General features: G+C 66.1%; 18 protein-coding genes. 13 read left to right on the top strand and 5 right to left on the bottom strand.

Annotated features, from left to right (window positions below):
- Positions 1 to 413 precede the first annotated feature (413 nt).
- The 4 genes from C7C56_RS11460 to purU all read right to left on the bottom strand — a co-directional run bounded on the left by C7C56_RS11460 (position 414) and on the right by purU (position 2,705).
- Positions 414 to 872 (bottom strand): copper chaperone PCu(A)C, encoded by a 459-nt coding sequence (locus C7C56_RS11460; protein WP_106757534.1) that lies wholly within the window; start codon positions 870 to 872, stop codon positions 414 to 416.
- Between the two features lie 20 nt (positions 873 to 892).
- Positions 893 to 1,084: a YqaE/Pmp3 family membrane protein gene (locus tag C7C56_RS11455; protein WP_106757533.1), complete on the bottom strand. Its 192-nt coding sequence runs from the start codon at positions 1,082 to 1,084 to the stop codon at positions 893 to 895.
- A 127-nt stretch (positions 1,085 to 1,211) separates the two neighbouring features.
- On the bottom strand, positions 1,212 to 1,754 hold the full coding sequence (locus C7C56_RS11450) for a YaeQ family protein (RefSeq protein WP_106757532.1): 543 nt from the start codon (positions 1,752 to 1,754) through the stop codon (positions 1,212 to 1,214).
- 87 nt (positions 1,755 to 1,841) lie between these two features.
- Positions 1,842 to 2,705 (bottom strand): formyltetrahydrofolate deformylase, encoded by an 864-nt coding sequence (purU, locus tag C7C56_RS11445; RefSeq protein ID WP_106757531.1) that lies wholly within the window; start codon positions 2,703 to 2,705, stop codon positions 1,842 to 1,844.
- A 146-nt stretch (positions 2,706 to 2,851) separates the two neighbouring features.
- Here purU and C7C56_RS11440 point away from each other — a divergent pair, with 146 nt between their 5' ends.
- From C7C56_RS11440 to C7C56_RS11395, 10 genes are all read left to right on the top strand, one after another.
- Positions 2,852 to 3,883 carry an NADP-dependent oxidoreductase gene (locus C7C56_RS11440; RefSeq protein ID WP_106757530.1) on the top strand — a complete coding sequence of 344 codons (1,032 nt, stop codon included), beginning with the start codon at positions 2,852 to 2,854 and terminating at the stop codon, positions 3,881 to 3,883.
- Positions 3,884 to 4,165: 282 nt separating this feature from the next.
- A complete protein-coding gene (locus C7C56_RS11435) occupies positions 4,166 to 4,642 on the top strand; it encodes a phasin family protein (RefSeq protein ID WP_181373130.1) in 477 nt (158 codons plus the stop codon).
- Positions 4,643 to 4,770: 128 nt separating this feature from the next.
- Positions 4,771 to 5,328 carry a hemerythrin domain-containing protein gene (locus C7C56_RS11430; RefSeq protein WP_106757528.1) on the top strand — a complete coding sequence of 186 codons (558 nt, stop codon included), beginning with the start codon at positions 4,771 to 4,773 and terminating at the stop codon, positions 5,326 to 5,328.
- A gap of 152 nt (positions 5,329 to 5,480) precedes the next feature.
- Positions 5,481 to 5,891 carry a KGG domain-containing protein gene (locus tag C7C56_RS11425; protein WP_219933141.1) on the top strand — a complete coding sequence of 137 codons (411 nt, stop codon included), beginning with the start codon at positions 5,481 to 5,483 and terminating at the stop codon, positions 5,889 to 5,891.
- A gap of 221 nt (positions 5,892 to 6,112) precedes the next feature.
- Positions 6,113 to 6,781, top strand: a complete 669-nt coding sequence (locus C7C56_RS11420; protein ID WP_106757527.1) for a GbsR/MarR family transcriptional regulator — start codon at positions 6,113 to 6,115, stop codon at positions 6,779 to 6,781.
- A 1-nt stretch (position 6,782) separates the two neighbouring features.
- A complete protein-coding gene (gene cydP, locus C7C56_RS11415) occupies positions 6,783 to 6,998 on the top strand; it encodes a cytochrome oxidase putative small subunit CydP (protein ID WP_106757526.1) in 216 nt (71 codons plus the stop codon).
- Complete coding sequence (locus C7C56_RS11410) at positions 6,982 to 8,595, top strand: cytochrome ubiquinol oxidase subunit I (RefSeq protein ID WP_106757525.1); 1,614 nt, start codon at positions 6,982 to 6,984, stop codon at positions 8,593 to 8,595. The genes cydP and C7C56_RS11410 overlap by 17 nt, the downstream gene beginning before the upstream one ends.
- A complete protein-coding gene (gene cydB, locus C7C56_RS11405) occupies positions 8,585 to 9,727 on the top strand; it encodes a cytochrome d ubiquinol oxidase subunit II (protein ID WP_106757524.1) in 1,143 nt (380 codons plus the stop codon). The genes C7C56_RS11410 and cydB overlap by 11 nt, the downstream gene beginning before the upstream one ends.
- Positions 9,728 to 9,748: 21 nt before the next feature.
- A complete protein-coding gene (gene cydX / locus C7C56_RS11400) occupies positions 9,749 to 9,913 on the top strand; it encodes a cytochrome bd-I oxidase subunit CydX (RefSeq protein WP_106757523.1) in 165 nt (54 codons plus the stop codon).
- Positions 9,914 to 9,958: 45 nt separating this feature from the next.
- Positions 9,959 to 10,477 (top strand): YgjP-like metallopeptidase domain-containing protein, encoded by a 519-nt coding sequence (locus tag C7C56_RS11395; protein ID WP_106757522.1) that lies wholly within the window; start codon positions 9,959 to 9,961, stop codon positions 10,475 to 10,477.
- 60 nt (positions 10,478 to 10,537) lie between these two features.
- Here C7C56_RS11395 and C7C56_RS11390 read toward each other — a convergent pair whose 3' ends face one another.
- Positions 10,538 to 10,963, bottom strand: coding sequence for a ParC-related protein (locus tag C7C56_RS11390; protein WP_106757521.1), 426 nt, complete (start codon positions 10,961 to 10,963; stop codon positions 10,538 to 10,540).
- A gap of 301 nt (positions 10,964 to 11,264) precedes the next feature.
- On the opposite strand from C7C56_RS11390, the gene C7C56_RS11385 reads away from it, so the two are divergent.
- The 3 genes from C7C56_RS11385 to C7C56_RS11375 are packed head-to-tail and all read left to right on the top strand — an operon-like array spanning position 11,265 to position 15,730.
- Positions 11,265 to 12,566 (top strand): porin, encoded by a 1,302-nt coding sequence (locus tag C7C56_RS11385; RefSeq protein ID WP_229458715.1) that lies wholly within the window; start codon positions 11,265 to 11,267, stop codon positions 12,564 to 12,566.
- A gap of 14 nt (positions 12,567 to 12,580) precedes the next feature.
- On the top strand, positions 12,581 to 13,021 hold the full coding sequence (locus C7C56_RS11380; protein ID WP_106757519.1) for a type 2 periplasmic-binding domain-containing protein: 441 nt from the start codon (positions 12,581 to 12,583) through the stop codon (positions 13,019 to 13,021).
- 9 nt (positions 13,022 to 13,030) lie between these two features.
- The gene (locus C7C56_RS11375; protein WP_106757536.1) at positions 13,031 to 15,730 is read left to right on the top strand and encodes a bifunctional diguanylate cyclase/phosphodiesterase; all 2,700 of its coding nucleotides are present in this window, start codon (positions 13,031 to 13,033) and stop codon (positions 15,728 to 15,730) included.
- Positions 15,731 to 15,804: the final 74 nt, after the last annotated feature.

Here is a 15,804-nt window from a genome sequence, read left to right as displayed (position 1 = left end):
GTCAGACCCCGGTTGTGAAATTTTTTGGCGCGGTGGATGGCGCCCCGGTGGAGAAATGAGGTGCATCGTCCCTTCCAAGCCACCAAGAATTCCGCTATCGGGGTCTGACCCCGATAGCGCGCCCGATGCGGCGCATTGCAATGAACGAAATTTTAAGGACGGCGGTGCGCCCGCGCGGGGCGTCACCGTGGCCGGGAGCATTTACACCGCGCGGGGCGGCGGAACGGTCGGTGCTTGGTCGGCGCGCCCGGCCTCAGAGGCTGAGAGTTTTTCGGGCGTGCCCGAGCAGCCCGTCAGAAAGCGGCAGATCGAGGCGCAAAGCACAGCCATAGCGGGCTATGGCGAGCATTTGCAACGACGAACTGGCGCTTTCTGGCGTGATGAGCGGGCATGACCGAAAGACTCTCAGCCTCTCAGTGCGCCTTGGCCGGACTGACATAGGTGAGCGGCTTGACCGGCACCGCGAGCGTGACGCTGCTGCGCTTTTTTTGCCGGTCTTCGAACGTGAGCGTCAACGGCACCGTCTCGCCCGCCTTGAGCTGGCGTTTGAGGTCGAGCAGCATGATGTGGTGGCCGCCCGAGGCAAGCTGCGTGACCTTGCCGGCCGGCAGAGCGATGCCGTCGACCCGGTACATGCGCATCATCTCGCCCTTCATTTCCATCTTGTGCATCTCGGCGATGCCGGCCACCGGCGAGGCGACCTTGACCAGGCGCGCGTCGGCCGTTGTTTCGATGCGCAAAAACGCGCCCGTGCTGCTTTGCTGGGGCACCGTGGCGCGGACCCACGGCGCGCTGAGCTTCACCTGCGCCTGCGCCGCGGCGCTGCCGGCCAAGGCCAGCATGGCGGCCATGCCGGACACGAATTTGTTCATCTGGTACTCATTTCAATTGTTTAGCGGCGCGACAGCGCCTCCTGGATTTTTTGCTCGGTCTCGTACTGGCTCAGCGCAAACACGGCCCAGATGGTCGCCGGCAGCCAGCCGATGATGGTCAGTTGCGCGATCAGGCACACAATGCCGGCGATCGGGCGCCCGATCGTGAAAAACGTGAGCCACGGGAGAATCAGTGCAATTATAAGGCGCATGGTGCATTCCTTTCAGTTGGTGCGAGACGGAGGAAACCGGTAGCGATTATACAATCTGGCAAAGCTTACATTGTCTCCGAATGTCACGTCCACATCATACGGCCAGGCGCGCCCGCGCGGCGCCTTGTTAGCGCTCGGACTTGAACGCGTCGCGCTCGATCAGCACGGTCGAGACGCTGTCGGTGAGCCAGATCTGCCCGTCCTGGATCGTGCATTGCAGCTGCATGTTGCGGTTGGCCAGCTTTTGCAGGCCCTCGGCCGACTCCGACGGAATGTTAATCACGGTCAGATTCTTGGCGCGCTCGAGCTTGTTGGCGATCTGCTTGTACCAGATGTGGCTGGTGGCCGCGTACGAATACACGATCACCTTGGCCGAACGCCCGCACGCCTTCATCAGGCGCTTCTCGTCGGGCTGGCCGACCTCGATCCACAGTTCGATGGCGCCGGTCAGGTCCTTCTGCCACAGGTCGGGCTCGTCGGTGTCGAACAAACCCTTGGTGAACGTCAGCGCCTCGTTGGCGTGGATCGCGAACGCGAGCAGCCGGATCATCATGCGCTCGTCGGTCTCGGACGGATGGCGCGCCAGCGTCAGCACATGGTCCTGGTAATAGTTGCGGTCCATGTCCGCAATCTGCAGATCCGCTTTGTAGATGGTCGCTTTGAGAGCCATTGATGCGCTTGCCTTATTTATTGAAATGATCTTGTTGAAGGAACTTATTGACGAATCTTGTTGAACAAGCTGTTGGCGGACCGGTGCCTACTTGAAGACGACGGTCTTGTCGCCGTTTTGCAAAATGCGGTGTTCGACGAACCACTTGACGGCGCGCGCGAGCACCACGCATTCGACGTCGCGCCCGATCGCCGAGAGCGCCTCGGCGTCCATCGCGTGGTCGACCCGCTCGACGTCCTGCTCGATGATCGGGCCCTCGTCCAGGTCGCCCGTGACGAAGTGCGCGGTCGCGCCGATCAGCTTGACGCCGCGGTGGTGCGCCTGCGCGTACGGCTTGGCGCCCTTGAAGCTGGGCAGGAACGAATGGTGGATGTTGATCGCCTTGCCGCGCATGGCCTCGCACAGCGCCGGCGACAATATCTGCATGTAGCGCGCCAGCACCACCAGCTCGATCCGGTGGCTGTCCATCAATTCGAGGATGCGCGCCTCCTGCGCCTGCCTGGCCCCGGCGCCGGCGGCCAGCGGCAAATGGTGGAACGGAATGTTGTAGCTGGCCGCGAGCTGGTAGAAATCCATGTGGTTCGACACGATCGCCGGGATCTCGACGGGCAGCAGGCCGCTCTTGTAGCGGAACAGCAGGTCGTTGAGGCAATGGCCGATCTTCGACACCATCAGCAGCACGCGCGGCTTGACGTGGGCGTGGTGCAGCTGGCCCGCCATCCGCATCTGCGCGCACAGCTCGGCGAAGCCGGCGCGCAACTGCAGGTCGCTCACGGCGGCGTCCTCGAGCGCGCAATGGACGCGCATGAAAAACAGCTTCGACTCGGCATCGCCGAACTGGGCCGAGTCGATGATGTTGCAGCCGTGGTCGGCGAGGAAACCCGAGACGCGGTGCACGATGCCGCGCTGGTCGAGGCAGGACAGGGTCAGGATGTATTCGGGATGGCTCATGGTTTTCGGGCGGCGCGGATGGGTCGGGATTTTACGGGTCCGATATTGTCGCATGCGCCGGGCAGTTCCTCCCCAATCTAAAAAAGCACGACCGTGCAATTTGCGGTATAGTAAGCATCCTGACTCCCACACCCAAGGACCACGCCATGTCGAGCACCGCACCGATCAACGAGCAGTTCCGCCTCGCCGCCCGCCCCGTCGGGATGCCAAAACCGTCCGACTGGCAGCGCACCACCGAGCCGCTGCGCGCGCTGCAAGACGGCGAAATCACGGTCAAGGCGCTGTACCTGTCGCTCGACCCTGCCATGCGCGGCTGGATGAACGAGGGCAAGTCGTACATCCGGCCGGTCGCCATCGGCGAGGTCATGCGCGCCGGCGGGGTCGGCGTCGTGGTCGCGTCGAAGGCGCCCGGCTTCGCCGTGGGCGATTATGTGTCGGGCGGCATCGGGGTGCAGCGCTACTGGACCGGCGCGGCCGGCGACAAGACGGCGGGCTTCTTCAAGATCGACCCAACCCTCGCGCCGCTGACGACCTGGCTCAACACGCTCGGCATGCCCGGCATGACCGGCTACTTCGGCCTGCTCGAGGTGGGCCTGCCCAAGGCCGGCGAGACGGTGGTGGTCTCGGGCGCGGCCGGCGCGGTCGGCATGGTGGTCGGCCAGGTCGCCAAGCAAAAGGGTTGCCGCGTGGTCGGCATCGCCGGCGGCAAGGACAAATGCGACTTCGTCGTCAGGGAACTGGGCTTCGACGCCTGCATCGACTACAAGGGCGGCAGCGTCAAGGACGGCCTCAAGGAACATTGCCCGAACGGCGTCGACGTGTATTTCGACAATGTCGGCGGCGAGATCCTCGACGCCGTGCTCACGCGCATCAACCTCAAGGCGCGCATCGTTATCTGCGGCGCCATCTCGCAGTACAACAACACCACCGCGGTCAAGGGGCCGGCCAACTACCTGTCGCTGCTGGTCAACCGCGCGCGCATGGAGGGCATCGTCGTGTTCGACTACGCCGCGAAATACCACCTCGGCGTGGCCGAGATGGGCAAGTGGATCAGGGAAGGCACGTTCAAGAGCGTCGAGGACGTGGTCGAGGGCATCGAAACCTTCCCCGAGGCGCTGCTGATGCTTTTCGAAGGCAAGAATTTCGGCAAGCTGGTGCTGAAGGTCGCCGACGCCTGACGCCCGCGCCGCGATGACGGCGGGCCGCCGGAACGCGGCGGCCCGCCCGCCCCGGCCGCGGCCCCCCCGGCCGCCGCTGCCGCCCGCCGCCCTCCGGCCGCCGACGACTCCCCCGCAACACCCTCCCCCGCCCTATCTGCACCTTCCTTGACCGAACGCGCGCCCGTCCGCCATTGGCGGAACTTGGCCCGACAAACAACGTCTGAATGTCGCGTGCTCATGCCGGGCGCGTCCATCCCTTGCCCGAGGGAGGGCAATGCAATCGTCAACCCCGAGGACACCATGCAAGCAACACCCAACAGCCGCGCCATGCGCTCGCAAATGGAATCACAAATGAACTTCATGAACGAGCTGACTGCGACCAGTGTCGACTCGCTGCGCAAGCTGAGCGAGCTGAACATGCACTGGGCACAGCAATTCGTCGAAGGCGCGCTCAACACAAGCCGCCAGTTGCTCGCCTGCTCCGACCACTACCAGGTGGGCTCTACCATGATGGGCCAGATCCAGCCCACCACCGAGCGCATCCGCCACTACCAGGAACAACTCATGAACGTGATCGCCGGCGCCCAGCTCGACCTCACGCGCGCGGCCGAGGCCCACATGCCCGAGGCGGGACGCGGCGCCGCCGCCGCGCTTGCCGGCGCCCTGCTGCGCCCGGCCGCCGCCGCCACCGAGCGCGCCGCGCCACGGCGCGAGGGCGCCACCTTCGACACCTGGAGCGGACCGGCCTTCGCCGGCGGCAGCGGTCGGCCGCACTAAGACCGGCCGCACTAAGACCGACCGCCGGCCGCGCGCGGCGACGGCCGGCCCAGTCCAAGCGCCAACCAGCCAGCCACAACCGGCAACCAGCAACCAGCAACCAGCAACAATCAATCACGGAGCTCACAATGTCAAACACAGGCAAGCCGAAAAGCCGATCCTCGATGGACGCCCTTGAGTTGCTCAAGGCCGACCACGACAAGGTCAAGAGTCTGTTTCGCGAATTCGAAAGCATGAAGGGCAGCGACCAGGACGACGACGAACGCAAGGCCGAACTGGTCGACGAGATCTGCTACGAGCTGACCTTGCACACGATGATCGAGGAAGAGATCTTCTATCCGGTGCTGCGCGCGGCGATCGACAACGACGACATGATGGACAAGGCCGACGTCGAGCACGCCGGCGCGCGCGAGCTGATCAGCCAACTCGAGGTCATGTACCCGGGCGACGACCACTTCGACGCCACTGTCACCGTGCTCGGCGAGGAGATCGTCCACCACATCGAGAAGGAGGAAGCCGAGATGTTCGACGCCGCGCGCGAGGCGGGGCTCGACCTCGACGACCTGGCCGAGCAGCTCCTCGCGCGCAAGGAGGAGCTCGAGGAGGACCTGACCTCGCCGGCGGCCACGCTCGACGCCGCGCTGCCGCACGAAAAGGCGCGCCGCCAGCCGCGTTCGCCCGACTGACAAGACCGCGCATACAGCGGGGCGGGGGCGGAACTATTGAAATTGAGCGCCTCTCTAATCCCACGAGCGCAGCAATGCGAGCGCACAGACAGGCGGTCGCACCGGGCCGTTACTTCTCGTACTGATACCGATGTACACCCAAGGAGATCGAAATGGCAACTAGCAAAGACAGCGTCAGCAAGGGCGACGGCAGCCAGGCGGGCAACTCGCAGAAGGGCGGTGGCGGCAGCGCGACGCCGGCCAAGCGCGGGTTCGCCGCGATGGACGAAAAGCAGCAGCGCGAAATCGCCAGCAAGGGTGGCCAGGCGGCGCACCAAAAAGGCACCGCGCACGAATTCGATTCCGAAGAGGCGCGCCGGGCCGGGCAAAAAGGCGGCGAGGCGGTCAGCCGCGACCGCGAGCACATGGCCGAGATCGGCCGCAAGGGTGGCGAGAGCCGCCAGTCGGCCGCGCGCGCCAACGCCGCCGCCGCCGAAGCGGGCAACGCCGCGCGCGGTGGCGCGGGTGCCGCGGCGGGCGTGGCCAAGGACGACGGCCGCGAGGGCGGCAAGGACGAAACCTAAGCTTTTCAAAAAAGTGGGACCACAGCGACCGGGGAGACATCCCCGGTTTTTTATTGGGCGGCCGGTTTGCGCGGGAATTGGCCGGGCTATGGTTGCCCCAGTACCGCCATAAACACGGAGCAGATCGGCGCGGGGGTGATTTTGCTCCCCCGCCAGCGCGGATTTTTTGCTTGACCTATAATTTCAGTAATTCCTGAAATTACAAATCAACCGAGAAATCCATGACCAATCTCAGCCCCCTCGCGCAGAAATTCATCCTCCACTTCGGCGAAATGGGCAGCCGCTGGGGCATCAACCGCACCGTCGGCCAGATCTACGCCCTGCTCTACGTGCTGGCCACCCCGCTCAACGCCGACGACATCGCCGAGCACCTCTCGTTCTCGCGCTCGAACGTGTCGATGGGACTGAAGGAATTGCAATCCTGGCGCCTCGTCAAGCTGCTGCACAAACCGGGCGACCGCCGCGAATATTTCGAGCCGCCCAAGGACATCTGGGACATTTTCAAGGCCCTGCTCGAAGAGCGCCGCCGGCGCGAGGTCGAACCGACCCTGTCGATGCTGCGCGACGCCCTGCTCGAAACCCCGGCCACCGAGGCCGACCGCACCGCCCAGCAACGCATGCGCGAAATGTACGACCTGATCGAGCTGTCGAGCTCCTGGTTCGACGACGTCCAGCGCCTCTCGCCCGAAACCCTGACCTCGCTCATGAAGATGGGCTCGACCGTCAAGAAGCTGCTCAACGTCGGCGACAGCGTGCGCGACACCTTCCGCATCAAGCGCGCCGGCCCGGGCGGCACGGCGGACGCGGAACCTGCGGACCCGGGACCGGCCGGCCCGGCCGCGCCCGCCACCATCGACGCCGCCAGCGCCGCCCCCAAAGAAGGCAATTGAGATGCGCCCCGCCCCCGTGCGCCTGCCGCTGGCGCTCGCCATCACGCTCGCGCTGGTGGTCAAGGTCATCATCCTGAGCATGCTTTGGAAGGCGTTCTTCTCGGCGCCCCAAACAAAAAAAATGCGCCTGCCCACCGAGCAGGTCGAGCAAAAGCTGCTCGGCACGCAGGCGATCGTCCCACCCCCGATGAAAGCCGAGCATGATCCCCTTAGATGACGTCGTCAGCCTGTCGCGCCTGCAGTTCGCCGCGACGGCCATGTTCCACTTCCTGTTCGTCCCGCTCACGCTCGGCCTGTCCTGGATTTTGGTCATCATGGAGTCGGTCTATGTGATGACCGGGCGCGTGATCTACCGCGACATGACCAAATTCTGGGGCAAGCTGTTCGGCATCAATTTCGCCATGGGCGTGACCACCGGCATCACGCTCGAGTTCCAGTTCGGCACCAACTGGGCCTACTACTCGCACTACGTGGGCGACATCTTCGGCACCCCGCTCGCGATCGAGGGCATGATGGCCTTCTTCCTCGAATCGACCTTTGTCGGCCTGTTCTTCTTCGGCTGGTCGCGCCTGTCGAAGGTGCAGCACCTGTTCGTGACCTTCCTCGTCGCGCTCGGTTCGAGCCTGTCGGCGCTGTGGATCCTGATCGCCAACGGCTGGATGAACAACCCGGTCGGCGCCGAGTTCAACTTCGAGACCATGCGCATGGAGCTCGTCAGCATCGGCGAAGTGATCTTCAACCCGGTGGCGCAGGTCAAGTTCGTCCACACGGTCGCGGCCGGCTACGTGACGGCCTCGATGTTCGTGCTCGGGGTCTCGAGCTTCTACCTGCTCAAGGCGCGCGACGTGCCGTTCGCGCTGCGCTCGTTCGCCATCGCCGCCGCCTTCGGGCTGGCCTCGACGCTGTCGGTGATCGTGCTCGGCGACGAGTCGGGCTACACCGCCGGCGAAGTCAACAAGGTCAAGCTGGCCGCCATCGAGGCCGAATGGGAGACCGAGCCGGCGCCGGCCGGCCTGACCCTGATCGGCCTGCCCAACAACGAGACCGAACGCACCGACTACGCGGTCAAGATCCCGTACGTGCTCGGCCTGATCGCCACGCGCTCGCTCGACAAGCCGGTCACAGGCATCAAGGAGCTCAAGGTGCAGCACGAGGCGCGCATCCGCAACGGCATGCTGGCCTACGCCGCGCTCACGCGCCTGAAAAAGGGCGACAAATCCGAGGCCGCGCGCGCCGACTTCCTGCGCCTCAAGGCCGACCTCGGCTACGGCCTGCTGCTCAAGAAGTACACCGTCAACGTGGTCGACGCCAGCGAGGCCCAGATCAAGCTGGCCGTGGGCGACACGATCCCAAACGTGGCGCCGCTGTTCTGGTCGTTTAGGATCATGGTCGGGCTCGGGATCCTGTTCCTGTTCATCTTCAGCGCAGCGTTTTACTTCCTCGTGCGCAAGCGGCTGGCGCGCCAGCGCTGGCTGCTCAAGCTGGCCGTGTGCGCGATCCCCCTGCCCTGGGTCGCGGCCGAGCTGGGCTGGGTGGTGGCCGAGTACGGGCGCCAGCCGTGGACCATCGCCGGGGTGCTGCCGACCCATCTGTCGTCGTCGACGCTGCAGCCCTCCAGCCTGTACTTCAGCCTGGCCGGCCTGCTCGCCTTCTACAGCCTGCTGTTCGTCGTCGAGATGGGCCTGATGATCAAATACGTGCGCCTCGGGCCGAGCAGCCTGCACACCGGCGCATACCACTGGGAACGAGAGGACGGGGCCGAGGCCGAAGCCGAACGGTCCGCCACCGCGGGAGGGACGCTCCATGCTGTTTGATTACGTCACACTCAAGGTGATCTGGTGGTGCTTCGTCGGGGTGTTGCTGATCGGCTTCGCGCTGACCGACGGCTTCGACTTCGGGGTCGGCATGTGGCTGCCGCTGCTGGGCAAGGACGACATGCAGCGCCGCATCATCATCAACACCATCGGCCCCACCTGGGAGGGCAACCAGACCTGGTTCATCGCCGGCGGCGGCGCCCTGTTCGCGGCCTGGCCGCTGGTGTACGGGGCCGCGTTCTCGGGCTTTTACATCGCGCTGATGCTGCTCCTGTTCGCGCTGTTCCTGCGCCCGGTCGGCTTCGACTACCGCTCCAAGCTGGCCGATGCGCGCTGGCGATCGGCCTGGGACTGGGGCCTGTTCGCCGGCGGCGTGGTGCCGCCGCTGATCTTCGGCATCGCCTTCGGCAACCTGCTGCAGGGCGTGCCGTTCCGCTACGACGACAGCATGCGGCTCGAATACACGGGCACCTTCTTCGACATGCTCAACCCCTTCGGCCTGCTCGCCGGCGCGCTCGGGGTGAGCATGCTGGCCATGCACGGCGCCACCTTCCTGTACCAGAAGACCGACGAGGTCATCGCCGAACGGGCGCGCCGCGCCGCCATCGGCGCCGCCCTGGTGACGCTGGCGCTGTTCGCGCTGGCCGGGGCCTGGGTCGCGTTCGGCGTCGAGGGACACCGGATCACGGCGTCGCCGCCGCTCGACTCGGCCTTCATGCCGCCGGCCAAGACGGTGGCGCTGGCCACCGGCGCCTGGCTCGACAACTACACGCGCTGGCCGCTGACGCTGCTGTTCCCCGCGCTCGGACTGGGCGGGGCCGCGCTGGCGGCCGCCGCCTGCGTGGCGCGGCGCAGCCTGGCCGCGTTCCTGGCCAGCGGGGCCTCGGTCGCGGGCATCGTGATCACGGCGGGCGCGGCCATGTTCCCGTTCATCATGCCCTCCTCGCTCGCGCCCGACAGCGGCCTGACGGCGTGGGACGCGGTCGCCAGCCACAAGAGCCTGTCCGTGATGTTCTGGGTCATGCTGTTGTTTCTGCCGGTGGTGAGCCTGTACACGGGCTGGGTCTACAGCATCATGCGCGGCAAGGTCACGGCCGCGCGCATCCGCGAAAACACGCACGAATCCTATTGAGTTGGAAAACTGGAGCTAAAAATGTGGTATTTCACCTGGATATTGGGCCTCGGTTTCGCGCTCGGCGCGGCCGTCATCAACGTGATGTGGCTCGAGGCGAACTACGCCTTCGGCGAGCGCGACGAGCAGACCACTCTCGATCGTTTCATCGAGGCGGGCAAGGCCGGCGCGGTCCCGGCCAATTGAGCACCGTGGTAAGCTGCGCGCTTTCCCCGTGTTGAAAAACGCCGCATGCAGCAGCCCCTCAAATACCTGAGCCACTATTCCGACCAGACGCGCGAGCAGGTCGCGCGCCTGATCGAACAGGACAAGCTCGGCGAGGTGCTCAAGGAACGCTATCCGCGCGCGCACGCGGTACGCACCGACAAGGCCCTACACGACTACGTGCAGGACCTGAAGACGGAGTTTTTGCGCAACGCCGAGCCGATCAACAAGATCGCCTTCGACAGCAAGATCCAGGTGATCCAGCACGCGCTTGGCCTGCACACGACCATCTCGCGCGTGCAGGGCAACAAGCTCAAGGCCAAGCACGAGATCCGCGTGTCGTCGCTGTTCAAGGATGTGCCGCTCGAGTTTTTGCGCATGATCGCCGTGCACGAACTGGCGCACGTAAAGGAGAAACAGCATGACAAGGCGTTCTATAAGCTTTGCTCATATATGGAGCCCAATTATCACCAATACGAATTCGACCTGCGGCTTTATTTGACTGAGCTCGACTTGTCGGGCAAGCGCCTCTGGAGCGGCGCCTAGAAGGTTTTTGGGCAAAGTACCGGCCTGTTTCTACCAATCGATGAGATGCACGAGATTCGCTTACCGCTTTAGCGCAGCGCGGACCTGACCCATCGCGTCGTCATGCGGCACCGAAGGGCTGGGCTCGTCGATCGCTTCGTGTATCTGCGCTGTAAGCCACTTTGTGTAAGCCGCCGCCGCATGGGCGTTTTTCATCGCGGCCGCGCGATCCGGACGTTTGATGACGGTAACGCCGTTCGGGTCGTAGGCCAAAGCGTCCACCTCGAAGCGCGAAATGCCAACCCCCTTCAAGTAGTCGACCAAGGTGTCGAGCTTTCGGAAGACGCGCACTTTGTGCGTGCGCTGAGCCGCCAGCACGCGCTCGGTCATGCCGTATTTCACCAGGACACTCCAGCCGCCATCTTGCCCCACGACGTGCGCGCTTCGCACCACGCCTGCTTTGGAAAGTGTCGTCAAGGTCGCGTGGTCTATCGTTTCGGCAGACATGAATTCTTCCTGGTTTGCAAGATCAACTATCTGTTGAATTATCCGCGAATTATAAAAGCTTGCAAGCGAAGTCCTTGAAGAACAGGATTGAAGGCGCTGCGAAGCCCCCTCAGCGCAGCTTGTTGCATTCATACAGCATAATTTGCAACATCGCCGATGCGCGGCCAAAGCTATCGACATTCCCTCCAGCCAAGTATAAAGTGGACTGATTGTCCAGTTGTGGCTGGCGTGGTCAGCCCGCGCAAACGCGCGCGGCGCCAGAATGTCTTGTTTCCCATGGACCCATATGACATTCCCGAATGTGAATCCATCGTCCTTTTCCGCGCCGCGCCGCATGGGCGCGCTCGCCCTCGCGTTGGGCCTGGCGGCTGCCCACGGCGCCGTGCTGGCCGGGGCCGAGGCGCCCGTTTCAGCGCCCGACCCAGCGCCCGAACCGGCCGCCGACAAGCCGTCCTGGTCCTTCGGTGGCTTCGGCACGCTCGGCGCGGTGCATTCGGGCGAACGCGGGGCCGACTTCACCTCGACCATCCTCAAGCCCAACGGCGCCGGCCACACGCGGCGCTGGAGCGGCGACGTCGACAGCCGCCTCGGCGTGCAGCTCGACATCGCGCCGGGCCAGCGCTGGTCCGCCGTGCTGCAGGTGGTCAGCGAACAGGGGCTCGACAACAACTACAGCCCGATCGTCGAATGGGCCAACGTCAAGTACCAGGCCACGCCCGACCTGGCGCTGCGCGCCGGCCGCATCGCGCTGCCGCTGTTCCTGGTGGCCGACCACCGCAAGGTCGGCTATGCGATCCCGTGGGCGCGCCCCCCGATCGAACTCTACAACCTGGTCCCGATCAGCAACAGCGACGGCGTCGACCTGGCCTACCGCTGGCAAAGCGGCGCCGTCAAGCACGTCACCCAGGCCTTCTACGGGCGCAGCGTGGTCAAGCTGTGGGACGGCGCCAGCGCCAAGGCGCGCGGCCTGGCCGGGATTGCCAACACGGCCACGGTCGGCGCGGCCACGCTGCGCGCCAGCGTGTTCAGTTCCTCGCTCACGATCGACATCCTGCGCCCCATGTTCGACGCCTTCCGCCAGTTCGGGCCGCAGGGCGCGGCGCTGGCCGAAAGATTCGACGTCGACCCCAAGCGCGCCACCGCCTGGAGCGCGGGCGCGAGCTACGACCCGGGCCGCTGGTTCGTCATGGGCGAGTTCGGCAGCATGAACACGGACTCGTATTTCGGCGACAGGACCAGCATGTACGCTAGCGCCGGCTACCGCCTGCGCGACTTCACGCCCTACCTGTCGTACGCCCGCACGCGCGTGCACAGCGCCACGCGCGACGACGGCCTGAACCTGGCCGGGCTGGCGCCGCCGCTGGCCGCGGCCGGCGCCGCCCTCAACGCCGGCCTGAACGCGGCGCTGATCGCGGTGCCGGTGCAATCGAACATCACGGCCGGCCTGCGCTGGGACTTCAGCCCCAACTACGCGCTCAAGCTGCAGCTCGAGCGCATCACGCCGCGCGGCGGCTCGCCCGGCACCCTGGTCAACACGCAGCCGGGGTTCCGCTCCGGCCGCCCGTTCCACGTGGCGAGCGTCCTGCTCGACTTTGTGTTTTGAGGAGGCCCATCCCCATGCGCCCGGCCAAACACACACCACGCCACGCACTGGCCGCCCTCGCGTTCGCGCTGGCGGCGGCGGGCGCGCGCGCGGGCGATCTGGTCGTCATCGTCTCGGCCCGGAGCGCGGTCGAGGCGATGCACGCGCAGCAGGTGGCCGACATCTTCCTCGGCCAGGTCGGGCGTTTTCCCGACGGCGCCGAAGCCGTCGCGCTCGACCACCGGGTCGGCTCGCCCCTGCGCGACGAGTTCTACAGCAAGGTGGTGGCCAAGTCGCCGGCGCTGCTCAAGGCCTACTGGACCAAGATGATATTCACGGGGCGCGGGCGGCCGCCGCGCGAGGCCGGCGGCAGCGCTGCGATCCGCAAGATGGTGGCCGAGAACCCGGCCCTGATCGGCTACATCGACAAGTCGGCGCTTGACGACAGCGTCAAGACGGTGTTGGTGGTGCACTAGGGGATGCCGATGCCAGAGAGCGCGCAAGATGGCCGCGAACCCGCGGCGGTGGCCGGCGCCGAGCGCGCCGCGCTGCTGCGCTGGCTCGGCCTCGGCCTGCCCTCGTACGCGACGCTGCCGCTGTTCGCGTTGCTGCTGCTGGGGGCCATCTGGATTTTCACGCTGCAGTCGATCCGGACCGAGCGCGCCCAGGCCGAGAACGCGGCGCGCACCTCGACCGGGGAGCTGATCGACACCTACGAGGCGCAGATGGCGCGCAACCTCGACGGCATCGACCAGACCCTCAAGGTGCTCAAGTACGCGATCGAACTCGAGGGCGCGGACGGCGCCCTGCCCGCGCTGAACAAACAGGGCCTGCTGCCACCGTCGCTGGTGTTTACGGTCAGCATCGCCGACCGCGACGGCGTGGTGGTGGCGAGCAATCCGCCCGGCCCCAGGGACGAGATGTCTGGCGAGCCCTATTTCACCGTGCACCGCGACGCGGCCGCCGACACCCCCTTCGTGAGCCGGGTGCAGCTTGGGGCGGGCGGCGCGCACATGCATTTTTCGCGCCGCATCAACGACGCCGCGGGGCGCTTCGGCGGCGTGGCGGTGCTCGAAGTGGACCCGGCCTATTTCACCAGCGCCTACGAGCACTCGCGCCAGGGCGCGCAGGGCTTGCTCGGGATGTTCGGCCCGGACGGCGAGTTCCGCGCCCTGCGCATCGGAGACACGCTGTCGTGGGGCGGGCGCGCCTACAAACCCGGCGCCGGGCCAAGTCCGGCCGAGCCGGCGGCCAGCCCCTGGGACGGGGTGCGCCGCTACAGCGCCGTGCGCGAGTTGCACGGCTTTCCGCTCAGCGTGGTGGTCGGCCTGGCCGAGGACGAGCAGATGGCCGCCTTCGCCCAGCACCAGCGCAGCTACCTGTGGTCGGCCGCGAGCGCGAGCGCGCTGCTGATCCTGGTGGTGACGATCGTGTGCGTCTGGTCGTGGCAGCTGATCCGCGGCCAGCGCGGCATCCGGCGCGCCCAGGAGACCTACGCGGCCGCCTCCGAGGCCAGCCCCGACGGTTTTTTCGTCATGCGCAGCGTGCAAGACGCCGACGGCGGCGTGATCGACTTCGTGATCGAGGCGACCAACACGCGCGCCGAGCAGATGGCGGGGCAAACCAAGGAGCAGTTGCACGGCGCGCGGCTGTGCAACCTGATCCCGGCGTACCGCCACAACGGCGTGTTCGCGCAGTTGGTCAAGGCCATGACCGAGGGCGGCGTGCACGAGGCCGAATGGCAGGGCGGCACGCCGGCCATGCGCGGCATCTGGATGCACCGCCAGCTGGTCGGGGTCGAGGGCGGCGTGGTGGCGATCATCCGCGACATCACCGAGCGCAAGCTGGCCGACGAGCGGATCCGCCACATGGCGCACCACGACACCCTGACCGGCCTGCCCAACCGCAGCCTGATCCGCGAGCGCATCGAGCAGGCGATGGCGGGCGCGCAGGTGACGGGCGGCTGCGTGGCGGTCGCCTTCATCGACCTCGACGGCTTCAAGCTGGTCAACGACGGCCTCGGCCACAAGGCCGGCGACGAGCTGCTCAAGGTGGTCGGCCAGCGCATGATGCACTGCCTGCGGCGCGAGGACACCGTGGGCCGCTTCGGCGGCGACGAGTTCGTGCTGATCCTGAGCGACGCCGGCGAGAGCGCGCAGGCGGTCGCGCCGGTGCTCGAAAAGGTGCGCCAGTCGGTGGTCGCGCCGTTCATGCTCGGCGGCCAGGAGGTGCGCATCGGCTGCAGCATGGGGGTGGTGCTGTATCCGCGCGACGGGGCCGACCCCGACACCCTGATCATCAACGCCGACGCCGCGATGTACCGCGCCAAGGAGATGGGCAACAACAACATCCAGTTCTACACGAGCGAGATGAACGCCAGCGGCGAGGAGAAACTGAGCCTGCTCGAGGGGCTGCGCAACGCGCTCGAGCAAAACCAGCTGCGGCTCGTGTACCAGCCCAAGGTGGACCTGCGCAGCGGCCTCGTGTTCGGGGTCGAGGCGCTGATCCGCTGGCACCATCCCGAGCACGGCGTGATCTCGCCGCTGCGCTTCATCGGGCTGGCCGAGGACAGCGGCCTGATCGTCGAGATCGGCGAGTGGGTGCTGCAGACGGCGTGCCGCCAGAACCGCGCCTGGCAGGTGGCAGGGCTGGCGCCGATCACGGTGTCGGTCAACGTCTCGCCGCGCCAGTTCGCCGAAAAGCGGCTGGTCGGGCGGGTCGCGCAGGCGCTGCGCGAGAGCAGCCTGGCGCCGCACGCGCTCGAACTCGAGGTGACCGAGAGCCTGATCATGCGCGACCTGACGCAGTCGGTGGGCAAGATGCGCGAGCTCGAGGAGATGGGGGTGCGGCTGTCGATCGACGATTTCGGGACCGGTTACTCGAGCCTGTCGGCGCTCAAGTCCTTCCCCATCAGCAGCCTGAAGATCGACATGTCGTTCATCAGCGAACTGGCCGAGAACGCCGACGACCAGGCGATCGCGATGGCGATCATCTCGCTCGGGCACAAGCTCAATTTGCGGGTGATCGCCGAGGGCGTCGAGACCGAGCAGCAACGCGACTTCCTGCGCGCCAACGACTGCGACGAGATCCAGGGCTTTTTGGTCAGCCCGCCGCTTCCGCCGGGTCAGATCGCGCAGATGCTGGAGGCGCAGGCGAAGGCGCAGGCCGGCGTGGCGGCGCACTAGTTTGCTTCAATGCCTGAGAAATCGGTCCAGGAAGCCTCAGAGAATTCGTGGAATCGAATTTACCACTACAAGAC

The sequence above is a fragment of the Massilia glaciei genome (genome assembly GCF_003011895.2).
In the GTDB taxonomy this organism is placed as follows: Bacteria; Pseudomonadota; Gammaproteobacteria; order Burkholderiales; family Burkholderiaceae_D; genus Telluria_A; species Telluria_A glaciei.
The sequence above is the reverse complement of the archived record's forward strand: the minus strand, read 5'-3'. Positions and strand labels throughout refer to the sequence as shown.